Source organism: Streptomyces sp. NPDC034086 (genome assembly GCF_055575515.1).
In genome coordinates this window covers 133131-153178 of the sequence record NZ_JBVISM010000002.1, presented here as the reverse complement: position 1 = coordinate 153178, position 20048 = coordinate 133131, and the positions used below count along the sequence as shown (strand labels likewise).

Genomic DNA, 20048 nt, shown 5'->3' with positions numbered 1-20048 from the left:
CGCGGGGGCGCGGGCGGGGGACGCGGCCCCCGCCCCGCCCTCCCGGTCAGGCGAGCGGCAGGCCGGGGGCCGGGAAGGCGGCCATCAGGTCCGCGACCTCGGAGCGGATCCCGGCCAGGGCCGGCTCGTCGCCCTTCGCGGCGGCGTCGACCGCACGGGAGATCCAGCCCGCCACCAGCGGCATGTGCTCCGCCCCCAGGCCCCGCGACGTCAGCGACGGCGTGCCGATGCGGATGCCCGACGGGTCGAACGGCTTGCGCGGGTCGAACGGCACCGTGTTGTAGTTGACGACGATCCCCGCCCGGTCCAGCGCCTTCGCCGCGACCTTGCCCGGCACGTCCCGCGAGGTCAGGTCCATCAGGATCAGGTGGTTGTCCGTACCGCCCGAGACGAGGTCGAAGCCGCGCTCCAGCAGGGCGGAGGCCAGCGCCTTCGCGTTGGCGACGACCGCGTGCGCGTACGAGACGAAGGACGGCTGCGCGGCCTCGTGCAGGGCCACCGCGATGCCCGCCGTCGTCTGGTTGTGCGGGCCGCCCTGGAGGCCCGGGAAGACCGCCTTGTCGATCGCCTTCGCGTGCTCCTCGCGGCACATCAGCATCGCGCCGCGCGGCCCGCGCAGGGTCTTGTGGGTGGTCGTGGAGATCACGTCCACGTGCCCCGCCGGGGAGGGGTGGGCGCCGCCCGCGATCAGGCCGGCGATGTGGGCCACGTCCGCGACCAGCACCGACCCCGCCTCCTCCGCGATCGAGGCGAAGGCCGCGAAGTCGATGGTCCGCGGGAGGGCCGTACCACCACAGAAGATGATCTTCGGGCGTTCCGCCAGGGCCAGCTCCCGGACCGCGTCGTAGTCGATGAGCCCGGTGTCGGGCCGCACGCCGTACTGGACGCCGCGGAACCAGGAGCCCGTCGCCGAGACGCCCCAGCCGTGCGTCAGGTGGCCGCCCATCGGCAGGGCCATGCCCATCACCGTGTCGCCGGGCTTCGCGAAGGCCAGGTAGACGGCCAGGTTCGCCGGGGAGCCGGAGTAGGGCTGGACGTTCGCGTGGTCCACCCCGAACAGGCCCTTGGCCCGCTCGACGGCGAGGGCCTCGACCCGGTCGATGTTCTGCTGGCCCTCGTAGTAGCGGCGGCCCGGGTAGCCCTCGCTGTACTTGTTCTGCAGGATGGTGCCGGAGGCCTCCAGCACGGCCGCGGAGACGTAGTTCTCGCTGGGGATCAGCCGCAGGGTCTCCGCCTGGAGCGTCTCCTCGGCGGTGACGAGCGAGGCGAGTTCGGGGTCGGTCGCGTACAGGGCGGGCTGGCGGTGCGCGGTCATCGCGGATCCTCCGGGGTCGATGTCGGTTCGTCCCCGCGAGGCCCAGGCGAGCGGCCCTGTGTGCGGTCGTGCGCGCACGACTCCCCCGGAGTTCGTTCTCCGTGCGCCAGTCGCCGTGCGTACCGGACACCTTAGCTGGCGCGGCACCGGGGATGTTTCCGGCCCCGCGATCCGAGCGACGATACAAAGGACGTCACCCACGTCACCCGCGCCACCAGCCAGACGGACGATCGGAGACCCCGTGTCGAGAACTGCTGATGCCATCCGCTCCGCCGACGAACACAGCGCGCACAACTACCACCCCCTGCCGATCGTCGTCGCGTCGGCGGACGGCGCGTGGATGACCGACGTGGAGGGCCGCCGGTACCTCGACATGCTCGCCGGGTACTCGGCGCTCAACTTCGGCCACGGGAACCGCAGGCTGATCGACGCCGCCCGCGCCCAGCTGGAGCGGGTCACCCTCACCTCCCGCGCCTTCCACCACGACCGCTTCGCCGACTTCTGCGCCGAACTGGCCGCGCTCTGCGGCAAGGAGATGGTGCTGCCCATGAACACGGGCGCGGAGGCGGTGGAGACCGCGGTGAAGACGGCCCGCAAATGGGGGTACGAGGTCAAGGGCGTCCCCGACGGCCAGGCCAAGATCGTCGTGGCCGCGAACAACTTCCACGGCCGTACGACGACCATCGTCTCCTTCTCCACCGACCACGAGGCCCGCGACCACTACGGCCCCTACACGCCCGGCTTCGAGATCGTCCCGTACGGGGACCTGACCGCCCTCGACGCCGCCGTCACCGCCAACACCGTGGCCGTGCTGCTCGAGCCGATCCAGGGCGAGGCGGGGGTCCTCGTCCCGCCCGCCGGATACCTGGCGGACGTACGGGAACTGACGCGCCGGCGGAACGTCCTGTTCATGGCGGACGAGATCCAGTCGGGCCTGGGCCGCACCGGCCGGACCTTCGCGTGCGAGCACGAGGGCGTCGTGCCCGACGTGTACGTCCTGGGCAAGGCGCTCGGCGGCGGGGTCGTGCCCGTGTCCGCCGTGGTCGCCGACCGGGACGTGCTCGGGGTGTTCCGCCCCGGCGAGCACGGGTCCACCTTCGGCGGGAACCCGCTGGCCTGCGCCGTCGCGCTGGAGGTGATCGCGATGCTGCGCACCGGCGAGTACCAGGAGCGCGCCGCCGAACTCGGCGACCACCTGCACCGGGAGCTGAACCTGCTGGTCGGCGGGGGCGCGGTGACCGCCGTGCGCGGGCGCGGGCTGTGGGCCGGCGTGGACGTCGACCCGTCGCGCGGGACGGGCCGCGAGGTCTCCGAGAAGCTGATGGAACTCGGGGTGCTGGTGAAGGACACCCACGGGTCGACGATCCGGATCGCGCCGCCGCTGGTGATCACCAAGGAGGACCTGGACTGGGGTCTGGACCGGCTGCGGTCGGTGCTCTCCGCCTGACGGCGCCGCGGCGGCGGGCGCGGCCGGACCTCGCGGTCCCGGCGGTGCCCGTCGCCGCTCGCGGCCCTGCGGTGGACACCGGGAGCGGTCCGCCGGACGATGGGAGGACCCCGTACGGGTGCGCGCCCCAGCCGATCCCGGGCCCGACCCTCCGATGGGAGCATCCCCATGCACCGACGCAACCGACACGCCCTGCTCCGCGGCGTCCTGGCGTCCTCCGTCGTCCTCGGCGGCGCCGCCGCCCTCGCCGCACCGGCCGCCGCCGCCCCGGCCGCGGTACCCGCCGCCAGCTGCACGGTCACCCCCGACCCGCAAGGGCGGTTCGTCGTGATCACCGGCGAGGGGTTCACTCCCCCGCGCGAACTCAACGACGGCGAGACCACCGAACCGCTGAACGTCGACGCCGACGGCAACTTCCGGGTCCAGCGGTTCCAGAAGAACGTCGACTACACGGTGCTCGCGGTCAACGAGGACCAGGACTTCGTCTTCGTGAACTGCAAGGTCGTGGGGGCCACGCCCTCCGCCGGGGACTCGAGGGAGTTCCAGAAGGGCTACTCGGACGGCCACACGGCCGGCATGAAGGCCGCGTCCCGGTCGAACTGCGACGTCCCGGCCCAGCCCGACACGAGCCAGAACCACTCCGAGTCCTACTGGCGCGGCTGGAAGTCGGGGGCCGAGACCTCCTTCGACAGCTACTGCGGCGACGACTGAGGCCCTGACGGCCCTGGCGCCCTACAGGATGACGTGGGGCAGGAAGCGGGCGTACTCGTCCGTGACGGGCCCCGCCGACTCCCGGATGCCGAGCCCCGCCGCCTCCTCCTCGACGACCCACGCGCCGAGCACGACGCGGTTGCCGTCGAAGTCGGGCAGCGGGGCCAGCGCCTGGAAGACGTACGTCTCCCCCTCGGCCGGGACGAAGGGCTCGCCGCCCCCGCCCGCCTCGTGCAGCGTCACCCCGGCACCCTCGCGCCCCAGCAGCGGCTTGGCCGCGTACCCGCAGGTCTCGGCCAGCTCGCGCGGGCCGTCGAGGTAGGCGGGCAGCAGGTTCGGGTGGTCGGGGAAGAGTTCCCAGAGGATCGCCAGCAGCGCCTTGTTGGCGAGCAGCATCTTCCACAGCGGCTCTATCCAGGCGGTGGTGCCGGAACCGCCGCCGTGGTCGTAGGTGCCCAGCACCTGCGGCCCGAACTCGTCGGTGACCAGCCACTCCCACGGGTAGAGCTTGAAGCAGCTGCGGATGAAGCGGAGCCGGTCGTCCACGAACCGGCCCGAGAGGCTGTCCCAGCCGATCGTCTCCACCGAGAGCGCGTGCGTCTCCAGGCCGGCCTGTCCGGCGGTCTCCTGGAGGTAGGCGACCGTCATCAGGTCCTCGCCGAGCTCGTCGGTCTCGGAGTGCGCGAAGTGCACCGGACCGGGCGGCAGCAGCTCGGCCTGGTGCCGCCACGCCTCGACGAGGCGCTCGTGGAGGGAGTTCCACTGGTCGGCGCCGGGAAAGCGCTCCTCCATCCAGAACCACTGCGGGCTCGCCGCCTCCACCAGGGAGGTGGGGGTGTCGGCGTTGTACTCCAGCAGCTTGGCGGGCTCGCCGGCGCCGTCGTAGCGCAGGTCGAACCGGCCGTACAGGGACGGCTGTTCGGCGCGACGCCGCCAGGACTCGGCGATCCGCGCCGCCAGCTCCGGATCGGTGATGCCGAGGTCCGCGAAACGGTCGTGCTCGACGATGTGCGCGGCCGCGGCCAGGCACATGGCGTGCAGTTCCTCGACGACCTCCTCCAGGGCCTCGACCTCCGGCAGCGAGAAGGAGTAGTACGCGCTCTCGTCCCAGTAGGGCCGCAGGGAGTCGTCGGGGTAGCGGGTGAGGGGGTAGATCAGTCCCTGTTCCTCGACGGTCTTCTGCCAGCCGGGACGCGGTTCGATGGTGTGCCGCTGCATCTGCGCTCAGCCGCCGGAGGAGCCGGAGCTGCTGTGGCCGCCGATGCCGCCGCGGGTGACGGCGGACTTGTCGAAGCTGCCGCCGGTCACCTTGCCGTTGCGGACGGAGCCGCCGTAGTAGTACGAGCCGGTGCCGCCGCTCCTGCACTCCTTCGAGTTCAGGTGGTCCAGCGTCGAGCGGGAGGCGCAGCGCTTGTCGGGCTCGTCGTTGCTCCCGCAGGCCACGAGGGTGGCGGCGAGCAGGCCCATGCCGCCGAGGGCGACCGCGCCGGAGCGCATGCGTCGTCTGGTGGTGTTGCCGGTATCCATGGCCTGCACCCTAGAGCGGGGGCGCGGGGGTATGGAATCCGGCCGCCGTCACACCCTTGTCACGATGGTGACCTAGAGTCGGTTCGTGCTGCTTGGGATGGTTTGCGCACTGGGTGCGGCGGTCTGTTTCGGTACGGCGTCCGTGCTCCAGGCGGTGGCAGCCCGGGCGGCGGCCCGGCCGGGGGCGGCCGCCGGCGTCGACGCGGCGCTGTTCCTGCGGGCGGTGCGGCAGTGGCGGTACGTGGCGGGGCTCGGGCTGGACGCGGTCGGCTTCGTGCTCCAGATCATCGCCCTGCGGCACGTTCCGATCTACGCGGTGGGGGCCGCTCTGGCCGCCAGCCTGGCGGTGACGGCCGTGGTCGCGGCCCGGCTGCTGCGGGTGCGGCTGTCCCGGCTGGAACGGGGTGCGGTGGGGGTGGTGTGCGCGGGGCTGCTGATGCTCGGGCTGGCCTCCGGCGGGGAGGGCTCCGGCAGCGGGACCCCCGCGCTGGAACTGGGGCTGCTGGGCGCTGCCGTGCTGGTGCCGGCGGTCGGCACGGTGGCGGGCCGGCTGCCGGACGGGCCGCGCGCGCTGGTGCTGGGCCTGGCCGCGGGGACGGGCTTCGGGGTGGTGGAGGTGGCGGTCCGGCTCATCGGCTCCGTCTCGCCGCGGGTGCTGCGCGACCCCGCGCTGTACGCGCTGCTGCTGGGCGGGGCGGCCGCGTTCCTGCTGCTCACCTCCGCCCTGCAGCGCGGCTCGGTGACGGCGGCGACGGCGGGCCTGGTGCTGGGCGAGACGGTCGGCCCGGCGGCCGTGGGCGTGGCCTGGCTCGGGGACCGCACCCGCGAGGGGCTGACCTGGCTCGCGGTGGCCGGCTTCGCGGTGGCGGTGGCCGGTTCCCTGGCCCTGTCCCGCTTCGGCGAACCGGAACCGGAACCGGTACCCGAACCGTAGCCGGGCGGTGCGGGCGCGGCCTCAGGCGGCCGGGGGCAGGGCGGCGGACAGGGCCGTCAGGGCGGGGGTCCAGGCGCTGGTGGAGGGGGTGCCGTAGCCGACGACCAGGGCCTCGCGCGGCGGCATCGCCGAGTCGGGATGGCGGAACCGCGCCAGGCCCTCCAGGGCCAGGTCCTGCCAGGCGGCGGCCTGGACGACGGACCGCTCCGTGCCCGGCGGGAGGTCCAGCACCGCGTGCAGCCCGGCCGCGATGCCCGAGACGGGCACCCTCCCCGCCACTGCGGCCACCAGCTCGTCCCGGCGGCGCCGGTAGCGCAGGCGCATGCCGCGCACGTGGCGGTCGTACGCCCCGCAGGTGAGGAACTCCGCCAGGGTCAGCTGGTCCAGCGCGCTGCACGTCCAGTCGACCGGGCCCTTCGCCGCCAGCACCTCCTCCAGCAGGCCCGGCGGGACCACCATCCACCCCATCCGCAGCGCGGGGGCCAGGGACTTGCTCGCGGTGCCCAGGTACACCACCCGGTCCGGGTCCAGGCCCTGGAGCGCGCCGACGGGCTGGCGGTCGTAGCGGAACTCCCCGTCGTAGTCGTCCTCCAGGATCACCCCGCCCGTGGTCCGCGCCCAGTCCACGGCCGCCGCCCTGCGCGCGGGGGTGAGGGCCGCGCCGGTCGGGAACTGGTGCGCCGGGGTCAGCAGCACCGCGCCCGTGCGGGGGCCGGCGCCGGCCAGGTCCGGGGTGCGGGCGCCGGCCTCGTCCACCCACAGCGGCCGGGTCGCCAGCCCGGCCCCGGCCAGCAGTTCCCGGTGCACGTCGAGGCTGTACCCCTCCACGGCCACCTCGCGCACCCGGCGCGCCCTCAGCACCCGGCCCAGCAGCGTCAGGGCGTGCGCGAAGCCGGCGCACAGCACGATCCGGTCCGGGTCGGCGTACACCCCGCGCGCCCGCGCCAGGTACCCGGCGAGCGCCTCCCGCAGCTCCACCCGGCCGCGCGCGTCGGCGGCGTACCCGAAGGCGTCGTTCGGGGCGTCGGTCAGGGCCCGCCGGGCCGCCGCCAGCCACGCGGCCCGCGGGAAGCCGCCCAGGTCCGGGGAGCCGGGGACCAGGCTGTACGCGGGCCCCCGCCGCGCGGGGCGGCGTACCCGCGGGGAGCCGGCGGCCCGGCGGACCCTGGCCCGCTCGGCGACGCGGGTGCCGGAGCCCTGGCGGGCGGTCAGCCAGCCCTCGGCGACGAGTTCCGCGTACGCCTCGGCGACGGTGTTGCGGGCGATCCCCAGGTCGGCGGCGAAGGAACGGGACGACGGCAGCCGTGTCCCGGGTGCGAGCCGCCCGCTGCGCGCCGCCTCCCGCAGCGCCTCCGTCAGCGCGGCCCGCAGGCCCCGGCCGCCCGGCGCGGCGGCGAGGTCGAGGTGCAGGTCGGCACCGGAAGTGGCCCATGATCCGGTCATGGACATGGACCATATAGGCGGGCCGCCTCCTCCGTACGGTGGAGCCATGAGCAACCAGGACAGCAGCCAGGACGGCAACCACGCCCGCACCACCGGGCACGCCCCCGAGCACACCCTCCGCATGCAGTTCGCGAAGGCCGCCCCCGAGGTCTACAAGGCCGTCATCGGCCTGGAGATCGCGGCGAAGAAGGGCCTCGACCCGAGCCTCGTCGAACTCGTCAAGATCCGTGCCTCGCAGATCAACCACTGTGCCTTCTGCCTGGACATGCACGGCAAGGACGCGCTCGCCGCGGGCGAGAGCATCGAGCGCGTCCTGCTGCTCGGCGCCTGGGAGGAGTCGCGGCACTTCTACACCGAGAAGGAGCTGGCCGCGATCGAGCTGACCGAGGCCGTCACCGTCCTGACGGACGGCTTCGTACCGGACGAGGTGTACGCGCGGGCGGAGAAGCACTTCGAGGAGGCCGAGCTGGCCCAGCTGATCGCCGTCATCGCGACGATCAACGTCTGGAACCGGATCGGCGTCACCACCCGCATGACTCCGGGGCACTACACCCCGGCGGTGAAGAAGGCCTGACCCGGCCCGCACCGGGGGAGGCCGGGTCAGCCGGTCCGGAACGACTCCAGGGCCGCCGTCAGGTGCGCGCGCGTCGTCGCGCTGTCGGCGGCCGGGCCGGCCGCCAGCAGTGCCCACCGCAGGCCGTCGGGGGCGGTGAGGATCCGCTCCACGCCCCGGCGGCGGCCGTTCGACTCCACGCTGTCGTACTCGTAGACCAGTTCGCAGCCGGCCCCGGCCGTCGGTTCGACGGACACCTGCCGGTAGCCGGACGTCCCGGCGCGCAGTTGGTCCGAGGACGTGCGCAGCAGGTCGCAGGAGCTGATGGCGCCGCTCTCCGTGACCCGGAAGATCTGGAGCAGGGCGCTGCGCTCTCCGGGCCGGCGGTAGAAGGACCCGCTGCCCGTCTCGTCCGTGCTGATCTCCCAGCCGGTGGGGACGGCCACCGAGAAGCCGTTCGCGTCGCGCACCACGGTGTGGCCGGCGCCGCCGCCCGTGGCGGGGCCGGTGGCCGGCGGTGCGCTCGTGGCCGGTGACGGGCTCGCGGGCGCGTCGCCGGGCCGGGATCCGGTGGCGGTCGGCGGTGCCGACAGGGAGGCCGGCGGCCGCGCGGACGCCTCGGAGCCGTCCTTGCCGCCGAGCGCCGTCCACGCCGCCACCGCGGCGCCGCCCGCGACCGCCGCCGCCAGTCCGACCAGCACCGGGGTGCGCCACCGCTGCCCGCCGCCCGGGGGCGGGGGCGGCGGGGGGACGGGCACGGCCGGCAGCGGGGGCCACGGCTCGTGGTAACCCGGCGCGGTGAGCGGGGGCAACGGCGGCAGCGGGGGCAGCGGGGACGGGGTGCCGGGCCGTACGGGGCGTGGCGAAGCGGGAGCGGGAGCCGGGCCGGGAAGGGGGGCCGGGCCGGAATCCGGGCCGGGGGCCGGGCCGGAATCCGGGGCGGGGCCCCACTCCCACCGCTGCGACTGCGGATCCCACCGGGCGCCGTCGGACGAGGACACCGGTCAGCCTCCCAGCGGGGCGAGCAGCCCGCCCAGCGCGGTGGCCGCGCTCAGCGTCTCCACCAGCGGGGCCCACCGCTCCAGCGCCCCGCGCAGCCGTGCGGGCGTCCCGGGCCGGAACTCCTCGGCCTCCAGCAGCTCCGCGGCGCCGGGCGCGCGGTCCCGCGTACCGCCGTCGTGGTGGACGACGTCGGTGTTGTCGCTGCCGCCGATGCTGAAGGCGCTGCCGTTGACGTCGCCGATGCGGATCGCGCGCTCCTCGCCGTTACCTGCCACCGCTGCTCCCCTTGCCGCTCGTGCCGCTGGTATGGGTGCCGTTGCCGCCGAAGCCGGAGGCGCCGTCGTCCATCGACTGGATGTGGACGCCCCCCTCGGCGACGCGGACCGCGCGCCGCGTGAACTCCCCGGGGTGCCGGCCGGCTTCGTGCGGGGCGACGGTGATCCCGCCGACGACACGGTCCCTGAATGGTTCTCAGATAGCGCGCCGGGTCCATGCGGTGCAAGAGCGAGCCGTCGTCCATGTCGGGACCGGAGGCCGGGCCGGCGTAGCGGCGCGGCGCAAAGCCCCGGCCGACGATGCGGGCCCCGTACCCGCGCTGGACGCCGACCAGCGTGACGACGGCCGCGCACAGGAGGCGGCCGGGACAGGAGCACGCACGCCAAAGCGCCCCGGCCTGGTTCGGCCGGGGCGCGAGGGCGTTCGCGACGATCACGCGATCGGGTGAACCCGAGGGGCGACCGCCGTCAGGGTGATCAGATCAGGCCGAGCTCGCGCACCGCGTCGCGCTCCTCGACGAGCTCCGCCACGGACGCGTCGATGCGCGCACGGGAGAACTCGTTGATGTCCAGGCCCTGGACGATCTCGTACTTGCCGTCGGCGCAGGTGACGGGGAAGGAGGAGATGATGCCCCGCGGGACGCCGTAGGAGCCGTCCGACGGGATGCCCATCGAGGTCCAGTCGCCCGCGGCGGTGCCGTTGACCCAGGTGTGCACGTGGTCGATGGCCGCGTTGGCGGCGGAGGCGGCCGAGGAGGCGCCACGGGCCTCGATGATCGCGGCGCCGCGCTTGGCGACGGTCGGGATGAACTCGTCGGCGAGCCAGGCCTCGTCGTTGACGACCTCGGCGGCGTTCTTGCCGGCGATCTCCGCGTGGAAGACGTCCGGGTACTGGGTCGCCGAGTGGTTGCCCCAGATGGTGAGGCGCTTGATGTCGGTGACGTCCGCGCCGGTCTTCTTCGCGAGCTGCGAGATGGCGCGGTTGTGGTCCAGGCGGGTCATCGCGGTGAAGCGCTCGGCCGGTACGTCCGGGGCGGCGGCCTGCGCGATGAGCGCGTTGGTGTTGGCCGGGTTGCCCACGACCAGGACCTTGATGTCGTCCGCGGCGTGCGCGTTGATCGCGGCGCCCTGCGGCTTGAAGATGCCGCCGTTGGCGGAGAGCAGGTCACCGCGCTCCATGCCCTTGGTGCGCGGGCGGGCGCCGACGAGCAGCGCGACGTTGGCACCGTCGAAGCCCTGGTTCGGGTCGTCGAAGATGTCGATGCCCTTGAGCAGCGGGAAGGCGCAGTCGTCGAGCTCCATGGCGGTGCCCTCGGCGGCCTTCATGCCCTGGGGGATCTCCAGGAGGCGGAGCTTGACCGGCACGTCCGCGCCGAGCAGGTGGCCGGACGCGATGCGGAAGAGCAGCGCGTAGCCGATCTGGCCGGCGGCGCCGGTGACAGTGACATTCACGGGAGTGCGGGTCATGGCCTTCTCCGTTAGACAGCTGGCGGTGGGGCGTCCCCGCCCCATGTGCTGGACCCCCCTGAAGGGGGAGGACGCCGCTTCCCTGTCCTGTAAATCTTGACGTGAAGAGACATCCGCGGTCAGGCTATCCGACCCGCGGGGCCCCCAACCCCCCGGTCCCTGTGGTCCGCGGCACACGGGCCCCGGATCGGGAGGTTTCGAAGGTCCGGACGGCCGTATGCCCTTGCTCCCCGCCTTCACTCCAGGCCGTCGCCCCGCCCGGAAGGCCCCCGCCGTCCGGCGCGGGTCCGCCGCCGGTACGCGGACCCGCCCGGCGGCGGCTACCGCACCGTGAAGCGGACCGCGCTCTCCAGGAACGGGATCTTCAGCCAGGGTTGCGGTTCCATGACCAGCGCGAGCAGGGTGATGGCCACGCCCAGCACCCCGTACGTGATCATGTCGGTGAACCGGGAGCGCACCGCGAGCATGCCCACCGAGGGCAGGACGCGCCGCATCACCGCCGCGGCGATCAGCGCGACGCCGATCACCAGGCAGCCGATCCGCGGCTGCCCCACGGCCGTGGTCAGCAGCCCCACCGCGGTGGCGGCGAGGACGCTGAGCATCGGCCACTGCCGGGCGGGCGCGGACACCGCTCCGGGGATGGCGCGGCCGCTGCCCTCGGGGCGGGCCGTGTCCTGGGTGACGGTGGGGAAGCGCCGGGACCGCGCGGCGGCCGCCGCGGCCTTCGCCGCGTCCGGCGCGCGCCCCGCCCCCGGGGCGGATCCGGGCTCGGCCCCGCGCTCCGCGCCGCCCTCCGCGCCGGAGGTGCCGCCCGTCCCGCTCACCTCGTGCTCAGCCCGCACTGGGGACCCGTTCCGCCGCCTCGACGACGTTCACCAGCAGCTGCGCCCGCGTCATCGGGCCGACACCGCCCGGGTTCGGGGAGAGCCAGCCCGCCACCTCGGCGACGCCCGGGTGGACGTCCCCGACGATCTTGCCGCTCTCGTCGCGGCTCACGCCGACGTCGAGCACGGCCGCGCCCGGCTTCACGTCCTCCGGCTTCACCAGGTGCGGGACGCCCGCCGCCGCGACGATGATGTCCGCCTGGCGCAGCAGCCCCGGCAGGTCGCGCGTACCGGTGTGGCACAGCGTCACGGTGGCGTTCTCGGACTTGCGGGTGAGCAGCAGCCCGATGGAGCGGCCGACGGTGATGCCCCGGCCGAGCACGACGACGTGCGCGCCGTTGATCTCGACGCCGTGGTGGCGCAGCAGCTCGACGATCCCGTACGGAGTACAGGGCAGCGGGCCCTGGACGCCCAGCACCAGGCGGCCCAGTGACGTCGGGTGCAGCCCGTCGGCGTCCTTGGCCGGATCCATCAGCTCCAGGACGCGGTTGGTGTCGATGCCCTTGGGGAGCGGCAGTTGGACGATGTAGCCCGTGCAGGCCGGGTCGGCGTTCAGCTCCCGCACGATCGCCTCGATGTCCTCCTGAGAGGCCGTCGCGGGCAGTTCGCGCTGGATGGAGGCGATGCCGACCTCGGCGCAGTCCTTGTGCTTGCCGTTGACGTACCAGCGGCTGCCCGGGTCGTCGCCGACCAGCAGGGTGCCCAGGCCGGGGGTGACGCCCCGGGCCTTCAGCTGCTCCACGCGGGCCTTCAGTTCGGATTTGATCGCGGCCGCGGTGGCCTTGCCATCGAGAATCTGGGCGGTCATGGGGGCATCCTCCCGGATGGGGCGGCCCGGCTTCCAATCGGGAGGCGGCCGGATCGCGCTCTTGATTGCACTTGCACAACAAGTCTGACCCGCTCCGGCAACCAACTGGACAAGCCCGGTGCGGGCCCACCACGATGACGGGCAGCAAGACGATCGGAAAGAGTGCCGCGGGCAGTGCCGGGGGGCGTACCGCAGAAGCAAGTGTCCTCCAGGTGTGCCGTGCGTCCCCGCACTTCACGGAGGAAAGACCCAGATGAGCTTCGGCGACCCGAACAACCCTTACGGGCAGCAGCAGCCGCCGCAGGGCCAGCCCGGCTACGGCTACCCGCAGCAGGCCCCGCAGGGCGTCCCGCCGCAGGGCCAGCCCGGTTACGGCTACCCGCAGCAGGGCCAGCAGCCGTACGGCGTCCCGCCGCAGGTGCCGGGAACCCTCCAGGCCAACAACGGCTACATCAACGTCGCCGGTCTCGGCACCGTCCAGGTCGCCTCGATGGGCCGCCGCTTCGGCGCGCGCCTGATCGACGGTCTGGCCATCACCGTCATCGTGTGGATCCTCTTCGCGATCGGCGCCGCGGGCCTGGTGGGCCTCGCGGACTCGGTCCAGGACTGCACCGGCCTCGACTACTCGTCGCCCGCGTACCAGGAGTGCGTCAACGACCAGGCCGAGGCGGCCGGCGGCATCATCGCCGCGCTGTTCGGCACGCTCGCCCTCGTCGGTCTCGCCACCATGCTGTACGAGTGGCTGATGATCTCCTTCGTCGGCGCCACCCTCGGCAAGATGGCCCTGGGCCTGAAGGTCGTCAAGGAGACCACCGGCCAGAACCCGGGCCTGGGCAGCGGCTTCATCCGCTGGATCATCCCGATCGTCGGCGCCTTCCTCTGCTACATCGGCGCCATCCTGGTCTACCTCTCCCCGTTCTTCGACAACTCGGGCAAGCTCCAGGGCTGGCACGACCGTGCCGCCGGCACGCTCGTCATCAAGAAGTAACCGCTCACACGGCGAAGGCCGCCACCCGCTGGTGCGGGTGGCGGCCTTCGCCGTGTCCGGGTCCGGGTCCGTGGCTGGGTCCGTGGCTCAGTGGAAGAAGTGGCGGGTGCCGGTGAAGTACATCGTCACGCCCGCCTTCTTCGCCGCCTCGACGACCTGCTCGTCGCGGACCGAACCGCCCGGCTGGACCACGGCCTTGATGCCGGCCGCGGTCAGGATCTCCAGCCCGTCCGGGAAGGGGAAGAACGCGTCCGAGGCGGCGTACGAACCCCGCGCGCGCTCCGCGCCGGCCCGCTCGACGGCGAGCTTCGCCGAGTCGACGCGGTTGACCTGGCCCATGCCGACGCCGACCGAGGCACCGTCCTTGGCGAGCAGGATCGCGTTGGACTTGACGGCGCGGCAGGCCTTCCACGCGAAGGCGAGATCGGCCAGCTCGTCCGCGGACAGCGCGTCACCGGTGGCGAGGGTCCAGTTGGCCGGGTCGTCGCCCTCGGCCTGGAAGACGTCCGACTGCTGGAGCAGCGTGCCGCCCGAGATCGGCTTGAGGTCGCCCGGCTGGTGCGGGGTGCCGTCCACCTTCAGGACGCGGATGTTCTTCTTCTTGGCCAGGACCTCCAGCGCGCCGTCCTCGTAGCCGGGGGCGGCGATGACCTCGGTGAAGATCTCCGCGACCTGCTCGGCGAGCTCGACGGTCACCGGGCGGTTGACGGCGATGACACCGCCGAAGGCCGACAGCGGGTCGCAGGCGTGCGCCTTGCGGTGCGCGGCGGCCACGTCCTGGCCCACGGCGATGCCGCACGGGTTGGCGTGCTTGATGATCGCGACGCAGGGCTCTTCGTGGTCGTAGGCGGCCCGGCGGGCGGCCTCGGTGTCCACGTAGTTGTTGAAGGACATCTCCTTGCCGTGCAGCTGCTCGGCGTTGGCGAGCCCGCCCGGGCGGCCGTCGGTGTAGAGCGCGGCGGCCTGGTGCGGGTTCTCGCCGTAGCGCAGGGTCGCCTTGCGCTCCCAGGCGCCGGCCAGGAACTCGGGCAGGTCGCCCTCCCCGCCCTCCGGGGCGTACGCGTTGGTGAACCAGGAGGCGACGGCCACGTCGTAGGCCGCGGTGTGCTGGAAGGCCTCGGCCGCGAGCCGCTTGCGGGCGGTCAGGTCGAAGCCGCCGCCCCGGACGGCCGCGAGGACGTCGGCGTAGCGGGCGGGGCTGGTGACGACCGCGACCGAGGGGTGGTTCTTGGCGGCGGCGCGGACCATCGAGGGGCCGCCGATGTCGATCTGCTCGACGCACTCGTCGGGGGTGGCGCCGGAGGCGACGGTCTCCCGGAACGGGTACAGGTTGACGATCACCAGGTCGAAGGGCTCCACGCCCAGCTCGGCGAGCTGGCTCCGGTGGTCCTCCAGCCGCAGGTCGGCGAGGATCCCGGCGTGCACGCGGGGGTGGAGGGTCTTGACGCGGCCGTCGAGGCACTCGGGGAAGCCGGTGAGCTCCTCGACCTTGGTGACCGGCACCCCGGCCGCGGCGATCCGCGAGGCGGTGGAGCCCGTGGAGACGAGCGCGACGCCCGCCTCGTGGAGGCCGCGGGCCAGCTCTTCCAGTCCCGTCTTGTCGTAGACACTCACGAGCGCGCGGCGGATCGGCCGCTGAGTCGTCGTCGTTTCGTTGGCGGTCACTGGATTGTTACCTTTCGTCCCTCAATGCGGTAGCCGTGCCGGGCCAGGCGCCCCACGACGTCGACGAGCAGCTGGCGCTCGACTTCCTTGATGCGCTCATGGAGCGCGGCTTCGTCCTCCCCGTCCCGGATCTCGACGACACCCTGGGCGATGATCGGACCGGTGTCCACGCCGCTGTCCACGAAGTGGACCGTGCAGCCGGTGACCTTCGCCCCGTACGCGAGGGCGTCGCGCACCCCGTGCGCGCCGGGGAAGGCCGGGAGGAGGGCGGGGTGGGTGTTGATGAACCGGCCGCCGAAGCGGTCGATGAAGCTCTTTCCGACGATCTTCATGAACCCGGCGGAGACGACGAGGTCCGGCGCGTGGGCGTCGGTCGCCGCGGTGAGGGCGGCGTCCCACTCCTCACGGCTCCCGTAGGCCTTCACCGGACACACGAAGGTGGGGATCCCCGCCCTCTCCGCCCGTTCGAGGCCCGCGATGTTCTCGCGGTCGGCCCCTACGGCGACGACCTCGGCCCCGAACCCCTCGGCTCCGCCGGGGTGGGCGTCGATGGCGTCGAGCAGGGCCTGGAGGTTGGTGCCGGAGCCGGAAACCAGCACGACCAGGCGGGAGGCGGCCATGGGAGGCCCTTTCTCACAGGATTTGGGTCGTTCGTCTTGTGTGGTCGTACGAAACTTCGGGGTACCGATATACGGGGAACCATACGAAGCCACCGACCGCCTGCAACGATACCGGCACACCGGACCGCCCCCGAGGGACGGGGGGACGGGCGGGCGGTAGCGTCTGGCGTACACGCCGCGAACGACGCGGAACGCGCCACCGCACGGGGCGCGCGCCGCCCACGACACAGGGGAAGTTACGCACTCGATGCCGGACCGCCGTCAGCCCGACCCCTCGACCGAAGACAACCCCTTCGCGGCGCCCCCCGAGGGCCGGCCCGACCAGCCGTGGCAGCCCCGGCAACCGCAGCGGCCGCAGGACGGCGGCGACGGTCCGGGCGGTGACCCGACGGACCCCGCCCCCGGGGGCCCGGCCCGGTGGGACCCGACGGACCCGGTCCAGCGGCGCGCGCGGTACGCGCTGCTCTCGGGCATGTGGGGGTTCTTCTTCGGGATCTTCGGGATCCCCTCGGTGGGGCTGCTGCTGGGCGCGCTGGCCATGTACTGGGGCATCAGCGCCCTGCGCGGCCGCCCGGCGACCGAGGCGGACCCCGGCGGCCTGGCCGCCCTGGGCCCGGCCGCCCGCCCGCAGCGCGCGGCGGCGGTGAGCGGCCTGGTCACGGCTTCGCTGGCACTGCTGCTGGCGGCCGGCTCGTACGGGCTGCAACTGGCGTACAAGGACTTCTACGTCTGCCGCGACGACGCCTTGACCCGCACGGCGGAACTGGAATGCAACACCCTCCTCCCGGACAACGCCATCGGCAAGATCCTCAAAGTCCAACGCTGACCCACCGCACCACTGCCCGGGCCCCCACGAACGCCGCTGACGCCCGGACCTCTCCAGCCCCGCCGGCGGCTGGGCTCCTCCGTCCCGCCGACGCCCGGGCACCTTCAGCGCCGCCGACGTTGGAGGCGCGGGGGTCCGGGGGCGGAGCCCCCCGGCAGACGGCCCGCCCCGCCACCCACCAGCCCCGCCGGCGTTCGAGGCGCGGGGTCCGGGGCAGCGCCCCGGGGAACGGGCGAAGGGCGGGTAGGGGACCGCTCCGCGCAGCGGCACCCCCGGCCCCGCCCGGGCTCAGCCTCCCGGACGCCGCCGCGCCAGCACCCGCGCCCCGACCACCGCCGCCGGCAGCAACGGTTCCGCCGGACCCGGGACCGGCACGGCCACCGGCACCATCGGCGGAGCAACCGGCGGAGCAACCGGCGGAACCACCGAAGCCACCGGAACCACCGGCGGAACCACCGGCGGAGCCACCGGCGCCACCAACGGCTCCGCCGCCCTCCGCAACGCCTCCCACCGAAGCTCCCGCACCCCCGAGTCGTGCCACGGGTCCCCGCCCGTCCCCGCACCCTCCGCACCACGCACCGGCCGCGTCCGCCACGCCTGCACCCCCACCGCCAACGGTACGGACAGCACCAGCGTCCACCCCGCCGCCGCGCCCCCGGCTGCCCACCACACCGGCCCCACGCCCGCCAGCACCCGCGACCCCAGCGGCCCCGCCGAAGCCGCCGCCAGGCCGGCCGTGGCCAGACCGCACACCACCGAGCCCAGTGCCGCCGTCAGCGCGGTCTCCCCGTACGAGACCTCCCGCGCCCGCCGCACCGCGAACCACCCCACCGCCAGCCCCGCCGCCACCGGCACCGCCATCGCCGCCCACGTGACGGGCGTCCCGGGCCCCGGCGACGGCAGCGCCGCCAGCAGCGGGAACCTCGGCAGTGCCGGCGCCCCTTCCATCCCGAACGGGGTCGCCACCGCCCCCGCACCGAGCGCGAACCCGGGCCCCAGCCCGTACGCCGCGCCCCACACCATCGCGTTCGGCAGCAGCGCCAGCGCGAGCAGCAGCACCGCGAACCGCCCCGACCACACCCCGGTCAGCGCCAGGAAGGAGTTCCGCGCCTCCGCCCCGTGCCACACCAGCGAGGTCCCGACGAGCAGGGCCCCGCCGCCCAGCAGGACGAGCACCCCCGCCCCGCCGGAGCGCAGCGCCAGCGCGTACCGGGGGCGGGCCACGGCGCGGCGTACGGTCCCCGGAACCCACGGCGGCAAGGGCCCCGGCGGTTTGCCCCTGGCCGCCCACACCCCGCCGGCGGCGGCGAGGACCGCCACCAGCGGCACGTGCCAGGCGGCGCTGAGCGGGTCCGCCGGCATCGGTCCGCCGGCCGCGTACACGGTGGCGAGCGCGCCGACGGTCAGGTAGCCGCAGGTGACGGCGGAGAACACGGCGGCGGCCGGCAGCACCTCGTCCCCCTCCGCCCCGGCGGCGTCCCCCGAGGCACTGCCGAGCCGGGCCGCGCGCCGCATGAGCAGCGCGGGCAGCGCCACGAGCAGCAGGGGGACCAGGCCGACGGGCGCCGGTACCCCGGAGAGGGTCTCGTAGCGGACGAGTTCCGTGCCGTGGGCCATCAGCCACAGCCCGGCGGCGAGGTGCAGGGCGCCGCCGGGGCCGCTGTCGGGGTAGGGGGAGCTGATCCACAGCACGATCACGAGCACGGCGAGGAAGCCGAGCCCCAGTCCGGCGGCCACGGCACCGCCCAGCACGCAGGCGGCGGCCGCCGGTGAACGGCGCCGCGCGGTGGCGGCCCGCGGGGCCGTCGGCAACGGGGTCCCGCGTTCGGTCACTTGGGTCACCCCGCCATGGTGCCCTCGACACGCGCTATGTCCGGGTAACAACCGATTGACCGTTGTGTCGCTCAATATACGTTTATGTACTTTTTCGCCCAGAGCAGCCGTGTCGCGGGGAGAGTGGCATGACACAAGACGTCGAAACGTCCTCCGGCTCGGAGCTGGGCCTCCCGTCCCCCAAGGAGCGCCGGTGGCTGCGAGAGTCGGGCGGGCTGACGTACGAGGAGGTCGCGGCCGAGGCCGGTGTCACCGCGGCCACCGTCCGCTCCTGGGAGTGCGGCCGCACCGAGCCTCGCGGGCGCACGCGCGAGGCGTACGCGGCGCTCCTGGACCGGCTCGCCGCCGCCGGGGCCGCCCCGGCGCGGCCGGTGGCGGCGGGCCCGCCGGCCCGGCGGCCCCGAAGCGCCGCCCGACACGCCGCACAGTCGTCGGCGGGGCCGCGGCGGACGGCGCAGACGGCCCGGGAGGGCCGGGAGCCCCGGTCACCACAACCGGCCCAGCCGACCCCGACGGCCCACACCGCACAGACACCCCAGACGCCCCACACCACCCAGACGGCTCACACCATCCAGCCGCCGCAGGATCCGCTCCCGGCCCGGGAGGCGTACCCCGCCCGCCCGGCCCCGGCGGCCCAGGCGGCCCCGGCCCTCCAGGGCGCCCCCGCCCCGGCACCCACCGCCTCCGCGGCCCCAGGGACCCCCGCCGACCCGGCCGCGGTGCCACCCGCCCCTGAGGAACCGTTTCACCAGGCGGGCCCCGGCCCCACCGGAGCGGAACCCGACTCCCCGCAGGGGCTCCCGGCCGCCCCGGCGGCCGTCACCCCGCCGGCGCGGCCGTACGGCCCCCGGCCGAAACCCCCCGAGGATCCCGTCGAGGCCTTCGACGCCCTCTACGACCACGCCGCCGCCGCACTCGTCCGCCAGGCCTACCTGCTCACCGGCCGCCGCGCCCTCGCCCTGCACTCCGTCGAGGTGGCGTTCCGGCAGGCCTGGGGGCGCTGGCCCGAGGTCGCCACCGACCCCGACCCCGTGGGGTGGGTCCGCGCGGCCGCGTACGAATACGCCCTCTCCCCCTGGCACCGGTTCCGCCGGGCCCACCGCCACCCCGACCGGCTCCCGGCCGACCCCGCCGACCGGATCCTGCTGGACGCCCTCCTCGCCCTGCCGCCCGTGCACCGCCGGACCGTGCTGCTCTACGACGGCGTCGGCCTCGACCTGCCCGACACCGCCGCGGAGACCGAGGCCAGCACCCCGGCCGCCGGGCACCGCCTGCTGCGCGCGCACGCCGAACTCGCCCGCCGGATCCCCGGGCTGGCCGGCCTGCCCGCCGAGCAGCGGTCGGCCCTGCTGCGCGAGCGGCTCGGCGCGGTGCGGCCCGCCGTGTCCCTGGAGCCGCGCCCGGCGGCCACCGTCCGGACGGTCAGCGAGCACCGGGCCCGGCGGCTGGCGCGGGCCGCGCTCGTCCTGACCGCCGTGATCGCCGCGTCGACGGGATACACCACCGTCACCGCTCCGGACCACTACGAGCCGCCGATCGCCCCCGGCGCGAGCGTCTCGGGGGTGCCGCCGCTCAGCGGCCCCCCGCGGCTCACCGAGACCGGCCGGGTCCTCCAGGACAAGCTGCGGGCCGACCCGGCCGCCGGGCCCCACCGGCTCGCCCCGCGGCCCGAATGAGGAACGGGCGTGGGGCGCGCACCGAGGGGGGTGGGGTAAGCCCGCGCTTTCTTCCCGGCTCCTCCCCCCTGGCT

Annotated in this window: 19 protein-coding genes and 1 riboswitch; of the genes, 7 read left to right on the top strand and 12 right to left on the bottom strand. The window is 74.6% G+C overall.

The window, feature by feature from the left end:
• Positions 1-46: 46 nt before the first annotated feature.
• The gene (locus ACZ514_RS06060) at positions 47-1315 is read right to left on the bottom strand and encodes a serine hydroxymethyltransferase (protein WP_469124233.1); all 1269 of its coding nucleotides are present in this window, start codon (positions 1313-1315) and stop codon (positions 47-49) included.
• A 33-nt stretch (positions 1316-1348) separates the two neighbouring features.
• Positions 1349-1439: riboswitch (ZMP/ZTP riboswitch) on the bottom strand.
• 117 nt (positions 1440-1556) lie between these two features.
• Here ACZ514_RS06060 and rocD point away from each other — a divergent pair.
• A complete protein-coding gene (gene rocD, locus ACZ514_RS06055) occupies positions 1557-2762 on the top strand; it encodes an ornithine--oxo-acid transaminase (RefSeq protein WP_469124232.1) in 1206 nt (401 codons plus the stop codon).
• A 168-nt stretch (positions 2763-2930) separates the two neighbouring features.
• Positions 2931-3473 (top strand): hypothetical protein, encoded by a 543-nt coding sequence (locus ACZ514_RS06050; protein ID WP_469124231.1) that lies wholly within the window; start codon positions 2931-2933, stop codon positions 3471-3473.
• A gap of 21 nt (positions 3474-3494) precedes the next feature.
• Here ACZ514_RS06050 and ACZ514_RS06045 read toward each other — a convergent pair whose 3' ends face one another.
• Positions 3495-4691 carry a glutathionylspermidine synthase family protein gene (locus tag ACZ514_RS06045; RefSeq protein WP_468698913.1) on the bottom strand — a complete coding sequence of 399 codons (1197 nt, stop codon included), beginning with the start codon at positions 4689-4691 and terminating at the stop codon, positions 3495-3497.
• A gap of 6 nt (positions 4692-4697) precedes the next feature.
• Positions 4698-5000: a hypothetical protein gene (locus tag ACZ514_RS06040; protein ID WP_468170090.1), complete on the bottom strand. Its 303-nt coding sequence runs from the start codon at positions 4998-5000 to the stop codon at positions 4698-4700.
• 97 nt (positions 5001-5097) lie between these two features.
• Between ACZ514_RS06040 and ACZ514_RS06035 the strand changes: the two genes are divergently transcribed.
• Entirely contained in the window at positions 5098-5934 is an 837-nt protein-coding gene (locus ACZ514_RS06035; protein ID WP_469124473.1) for a hypothetical protein, read from the top strand.
• Positions 5935-5955: 21 nt separating this feature from the next.
• Here the strand turns inward: ACZ514_RS06035 and pdxR are convergent, their stop codons facing one another.
• The gene (gene pdxR / locus ACZ514_RS06030; protein ID WP_468170093.1) at positions 5956-7377 is read right to left on the bottom strand and encodes a MocR-like pyridoxine biosynthesis transcription factor PdxR; all 1422 of its coding nucleotides are present in this window, start codon (positions 7375-7377) and stop codon (positions 5956-5958) included.
• Between the two features lie 46 nt (positions 7378-7423).
• Here pdxR and ACZ514_RS06025 point away from each other — a divergent pair, with 46 nt between their 5' ends.
• Positions 7424-7951: a carboxymuconolactone decarboxylase family protein gene (locus ACZ514_RS06025; protein WP_469124230.1), complete on the top strand. Its 528-nt coding sequence runs from the start codon at positions 7424-7426 to the stop codon at positions 7949-7951.
• A gap of 26 nt (positions 7952-7977) precedes the next feature.
• Here the strand turns inward: ACZ514_RS06025 and ACZ514_RS06020 are convergent, their stop codons facing one another.
• The 5 genes from ACZ514_RS06020 to ACZ514_RS06000 form a co-directional block, all read right to left on the bottom strand.
• Positions 7978-8688: a hypothetical protein gene (locus tag ACZ514_RS06020; RefSeq protein WP_469124229.1), complete on the bottom strand. Its 711-nt coding sequence runs from the start codon at positions 8686-8688 to the stop codon at positions 7978-7980.
• A 246-nt stretch (positions 8689-8934) separates the two neighbouring features.
• A complete protein-coding gene (locus tag ACZ514_RS06015; protein WP_469124228.1) occupies positions 8935-9207 on the bottom strand; it encodes a hypothetical protein in 273 nt (90 codons plus the stop codon).
• Between the two features lie 477 nt (positions 9208-9684).
• Entirely contained in the window at positions 9685-10674 is a 990-nt protein-coding gene (locus ACZ514_RS06010; protein ID WP_468698898.1) for a malate dehydrogenase, read from the bottom strand.
• Between the two features lie 320 nt (positions 10675-10994).
• Positions 10995-11516: a DUF3017 domain-containing protein gene (locus ACZ514_RS06005; RefSeq protein WP_469124227.1), complete on the bottom strand. Its 522-nt coding sequence runs from the start codon at positions 11514-11516 to the stop codon at positions 10995-10997.
• Positions 11506-12366 carry a bifunctional methylenetetrahydrofolate dehydrogenase/methenyltetrahydrofolate cyclohydrolase gene (locus tag ACZ514_RS06000; protein WP_469124226.1) on the bottom strand — a complete coding sequence of 287 codons (861 nt, stop codon included), beginning with the start codon at positions 12364-12366 and terminating at the stop codon, positions 11506-11508. The genes ACZ514_RS06005 and ACZ514_RS06000 overlap by 11 nt, the downstream gene beginning before the upstream one ends.
• A gap of 253 nt (positions 12367-12619) precedes the next feature.
• Here ACZ514_RS06000 and ACZ514_RS05995 point away from each other — a divergent pair, with 253 nt between their 5' ends.
• Complete coding sequence (locus ACZ514_RS05995) at positions 12620-13354, top strand: RDD family protein (RefSeq protein WP_468170114.1); 735 nt, start codon at positions 12620-12622, stop codon at positions 13352-13354.
• A gap of 87 nt (positions 13355-13441) precedes the next feature.
• Here ACZ514_RS05995 and purH read toward each other — a convergent pair whose 3' ends face one another.
• Both purH and purN read right to left on the bottom strand, forming a co-directional pair.
• The gene (gene purH / locus ACZ514_RS05990; RefSeq protein WP_468170117.1) at positions 13442-15019 is read right to left on the bottom strand and encodes a bifunctional phosphoribosylaminoimidazolecarboxamide formyltransferase/IMP cyclohydrolase; all 1578 of its coding nucleotides are present in this window, start codon (positions 15017-15019) and stop codon (positions 13442-13444) included.
• Positions 15016-15639 carry a phosphoribosylglycinamide formyltransferase gene (gene purN / locus ACZ514_RS05985; RefSeq protein WP_468698894.1) on the bottom strand — a complete coding sequence of 208 codons (624 nt, stop codon included), beginning with the start codon at positions 15637-15639 and terminating at the stop codon, positions 15016-15018. Before purN ends, purH begins: the two co-directional genes overlap by 4 nt.
• A 247-nt stretch (positions 15640-15886) precedes the next feature.
• Between purN and ACZ514_RS05980 the strand changes: the two genes are divergently transcribed.
• Positions 15887-16465 (top strand): hypothetical protein, encoded by a 579-nt coding sequence (locus ACZ514_RS05980; protein WP_468170123.1) that lies wholly within the window; start codon positions 15887-15889, stop codon positions 16463-16465.
• A 288-nt stretch (positions 16466-16753) separates the two neighbouring features.
• On the opposite strand, the gene ACZ514_RS05975 is transcribed toward ACZ514_RS05980, so the two are convergent.
• On the bottom strand, positions 16754-18307 hold the full coding sequence (locus ACZ514_RS05975) for a cell division protein PerM (RefSeq protein ID WP_469124225.1): 1554 nt from the start codon (positions 18305-18307) through the stop codon (positions 16754-16756).
• Between the two features lie 119 nt (positions 18308-18426).
• Here ACZ514_RS05975 and ACZ514_RS05970 point away from each other — a divergent pair, with 119 nt between their 5' ends.
• Positions 18427-19974 (top strand): helix-turn-helix domain-containing protein, encoded by a 1548-nt coding sequence (locus tag ACZ514_RS05970; protein ID WP_469124224.1) that lies wholly within the window; start codon positions 18427-18429, stop codon positions 19972-19974.
• Positions 19975-20048 lie beyond the last annotated feature (74 nt).

Coding starts and splice junctions, on each gene's coding strand:
- purN (WP_468698894.1), bottom strand. CDS start 15,639: ATGGCCGCCTCCCGCCTGGTCGTGCTGGTTTCCGGCTCCGGCACCAAC.
- ACZ514_RS05980 (WP_468170123.1), top strand. CDS start 15,887: ATGCCGGACCGCCGTCAGCCCGACCCCTCGACCGAAGACAACCCCTTC.
- pdxR (WP_468170093.1), bottom strand. CDS start 7,377: ATGACCGGATCATGGGCCACTTCCGGTGCCGACCTGCACCTCGACCTC.
- ACZ514_RS05970 (WP_469124224.1), top strand. CDS start 18,427: ATGACACAAGACGTCGAAACGTCCTCCGGCTCGGAGCTGGGCCTCCCG.
- ACZ514_RS06010 (WP_468698898.1), bottom strand. CDS start 10,674: ATGACCCGCACTCCCGTGAATGTCACTGTCACCGGCGCCGCCGGCCAG.
- ACZ514_RS06060 (WP_469124233.1), bottom strand. CDS start 1,315: ATGACCGCGCACCGCCAGCCCGCCCTGTACGCGACCGACCCCGAACTC.
- ACZ514_RS06050 (WP_469124231.1), top strand. CDS start 2,931: ATGCACCGACGCAACCGACACGCCCTGCTCCGCGGCGTCCTGGCGTCC.
- ACZ514_RS06040 (WP_468170090.1), bottom strand. CDS start 5,000: ATGGATACCGGCAACACCACCAGACGACGCATGCGCTCCGGCGCGGTC.
- ACZ514_RS06035 (WP_469124473.1), top strand. CDS start 5,098: ATGGTTTGCGCACTGGGTGCGGCGGTCTGTTTCGGTACGGCGTCCGTG.
- ACZ514_RS06025 (WP_469124230.1), top strand. CDS start 7,424: ATGAGCAACCAGGACAGCAGCCAGGACGGCAACCACGCCCGCACCACC.
- ACZ514_RS05995 (WP_468170114.1), top strand. CDS start 12,620: ATGAGCTTCGGCGACCCGAACAACCCTTACGGGCAGCAGCAGCCGCCG.
- ACZ514_RS06000 (WP_469124226.1), bottom strand. CDS start 12,366: ATGACCGCCCAGATTCTCGATGGCAAGGCCACCGCGGCCGCGATCAAA.
- ACZ514_RS06045 (WP_468698913.1), bottom strand. CDS start 4,691: ATGCAGCGGCACACCATCGAACCGCGTCCCGGCTGGCAGAAGACCGTC.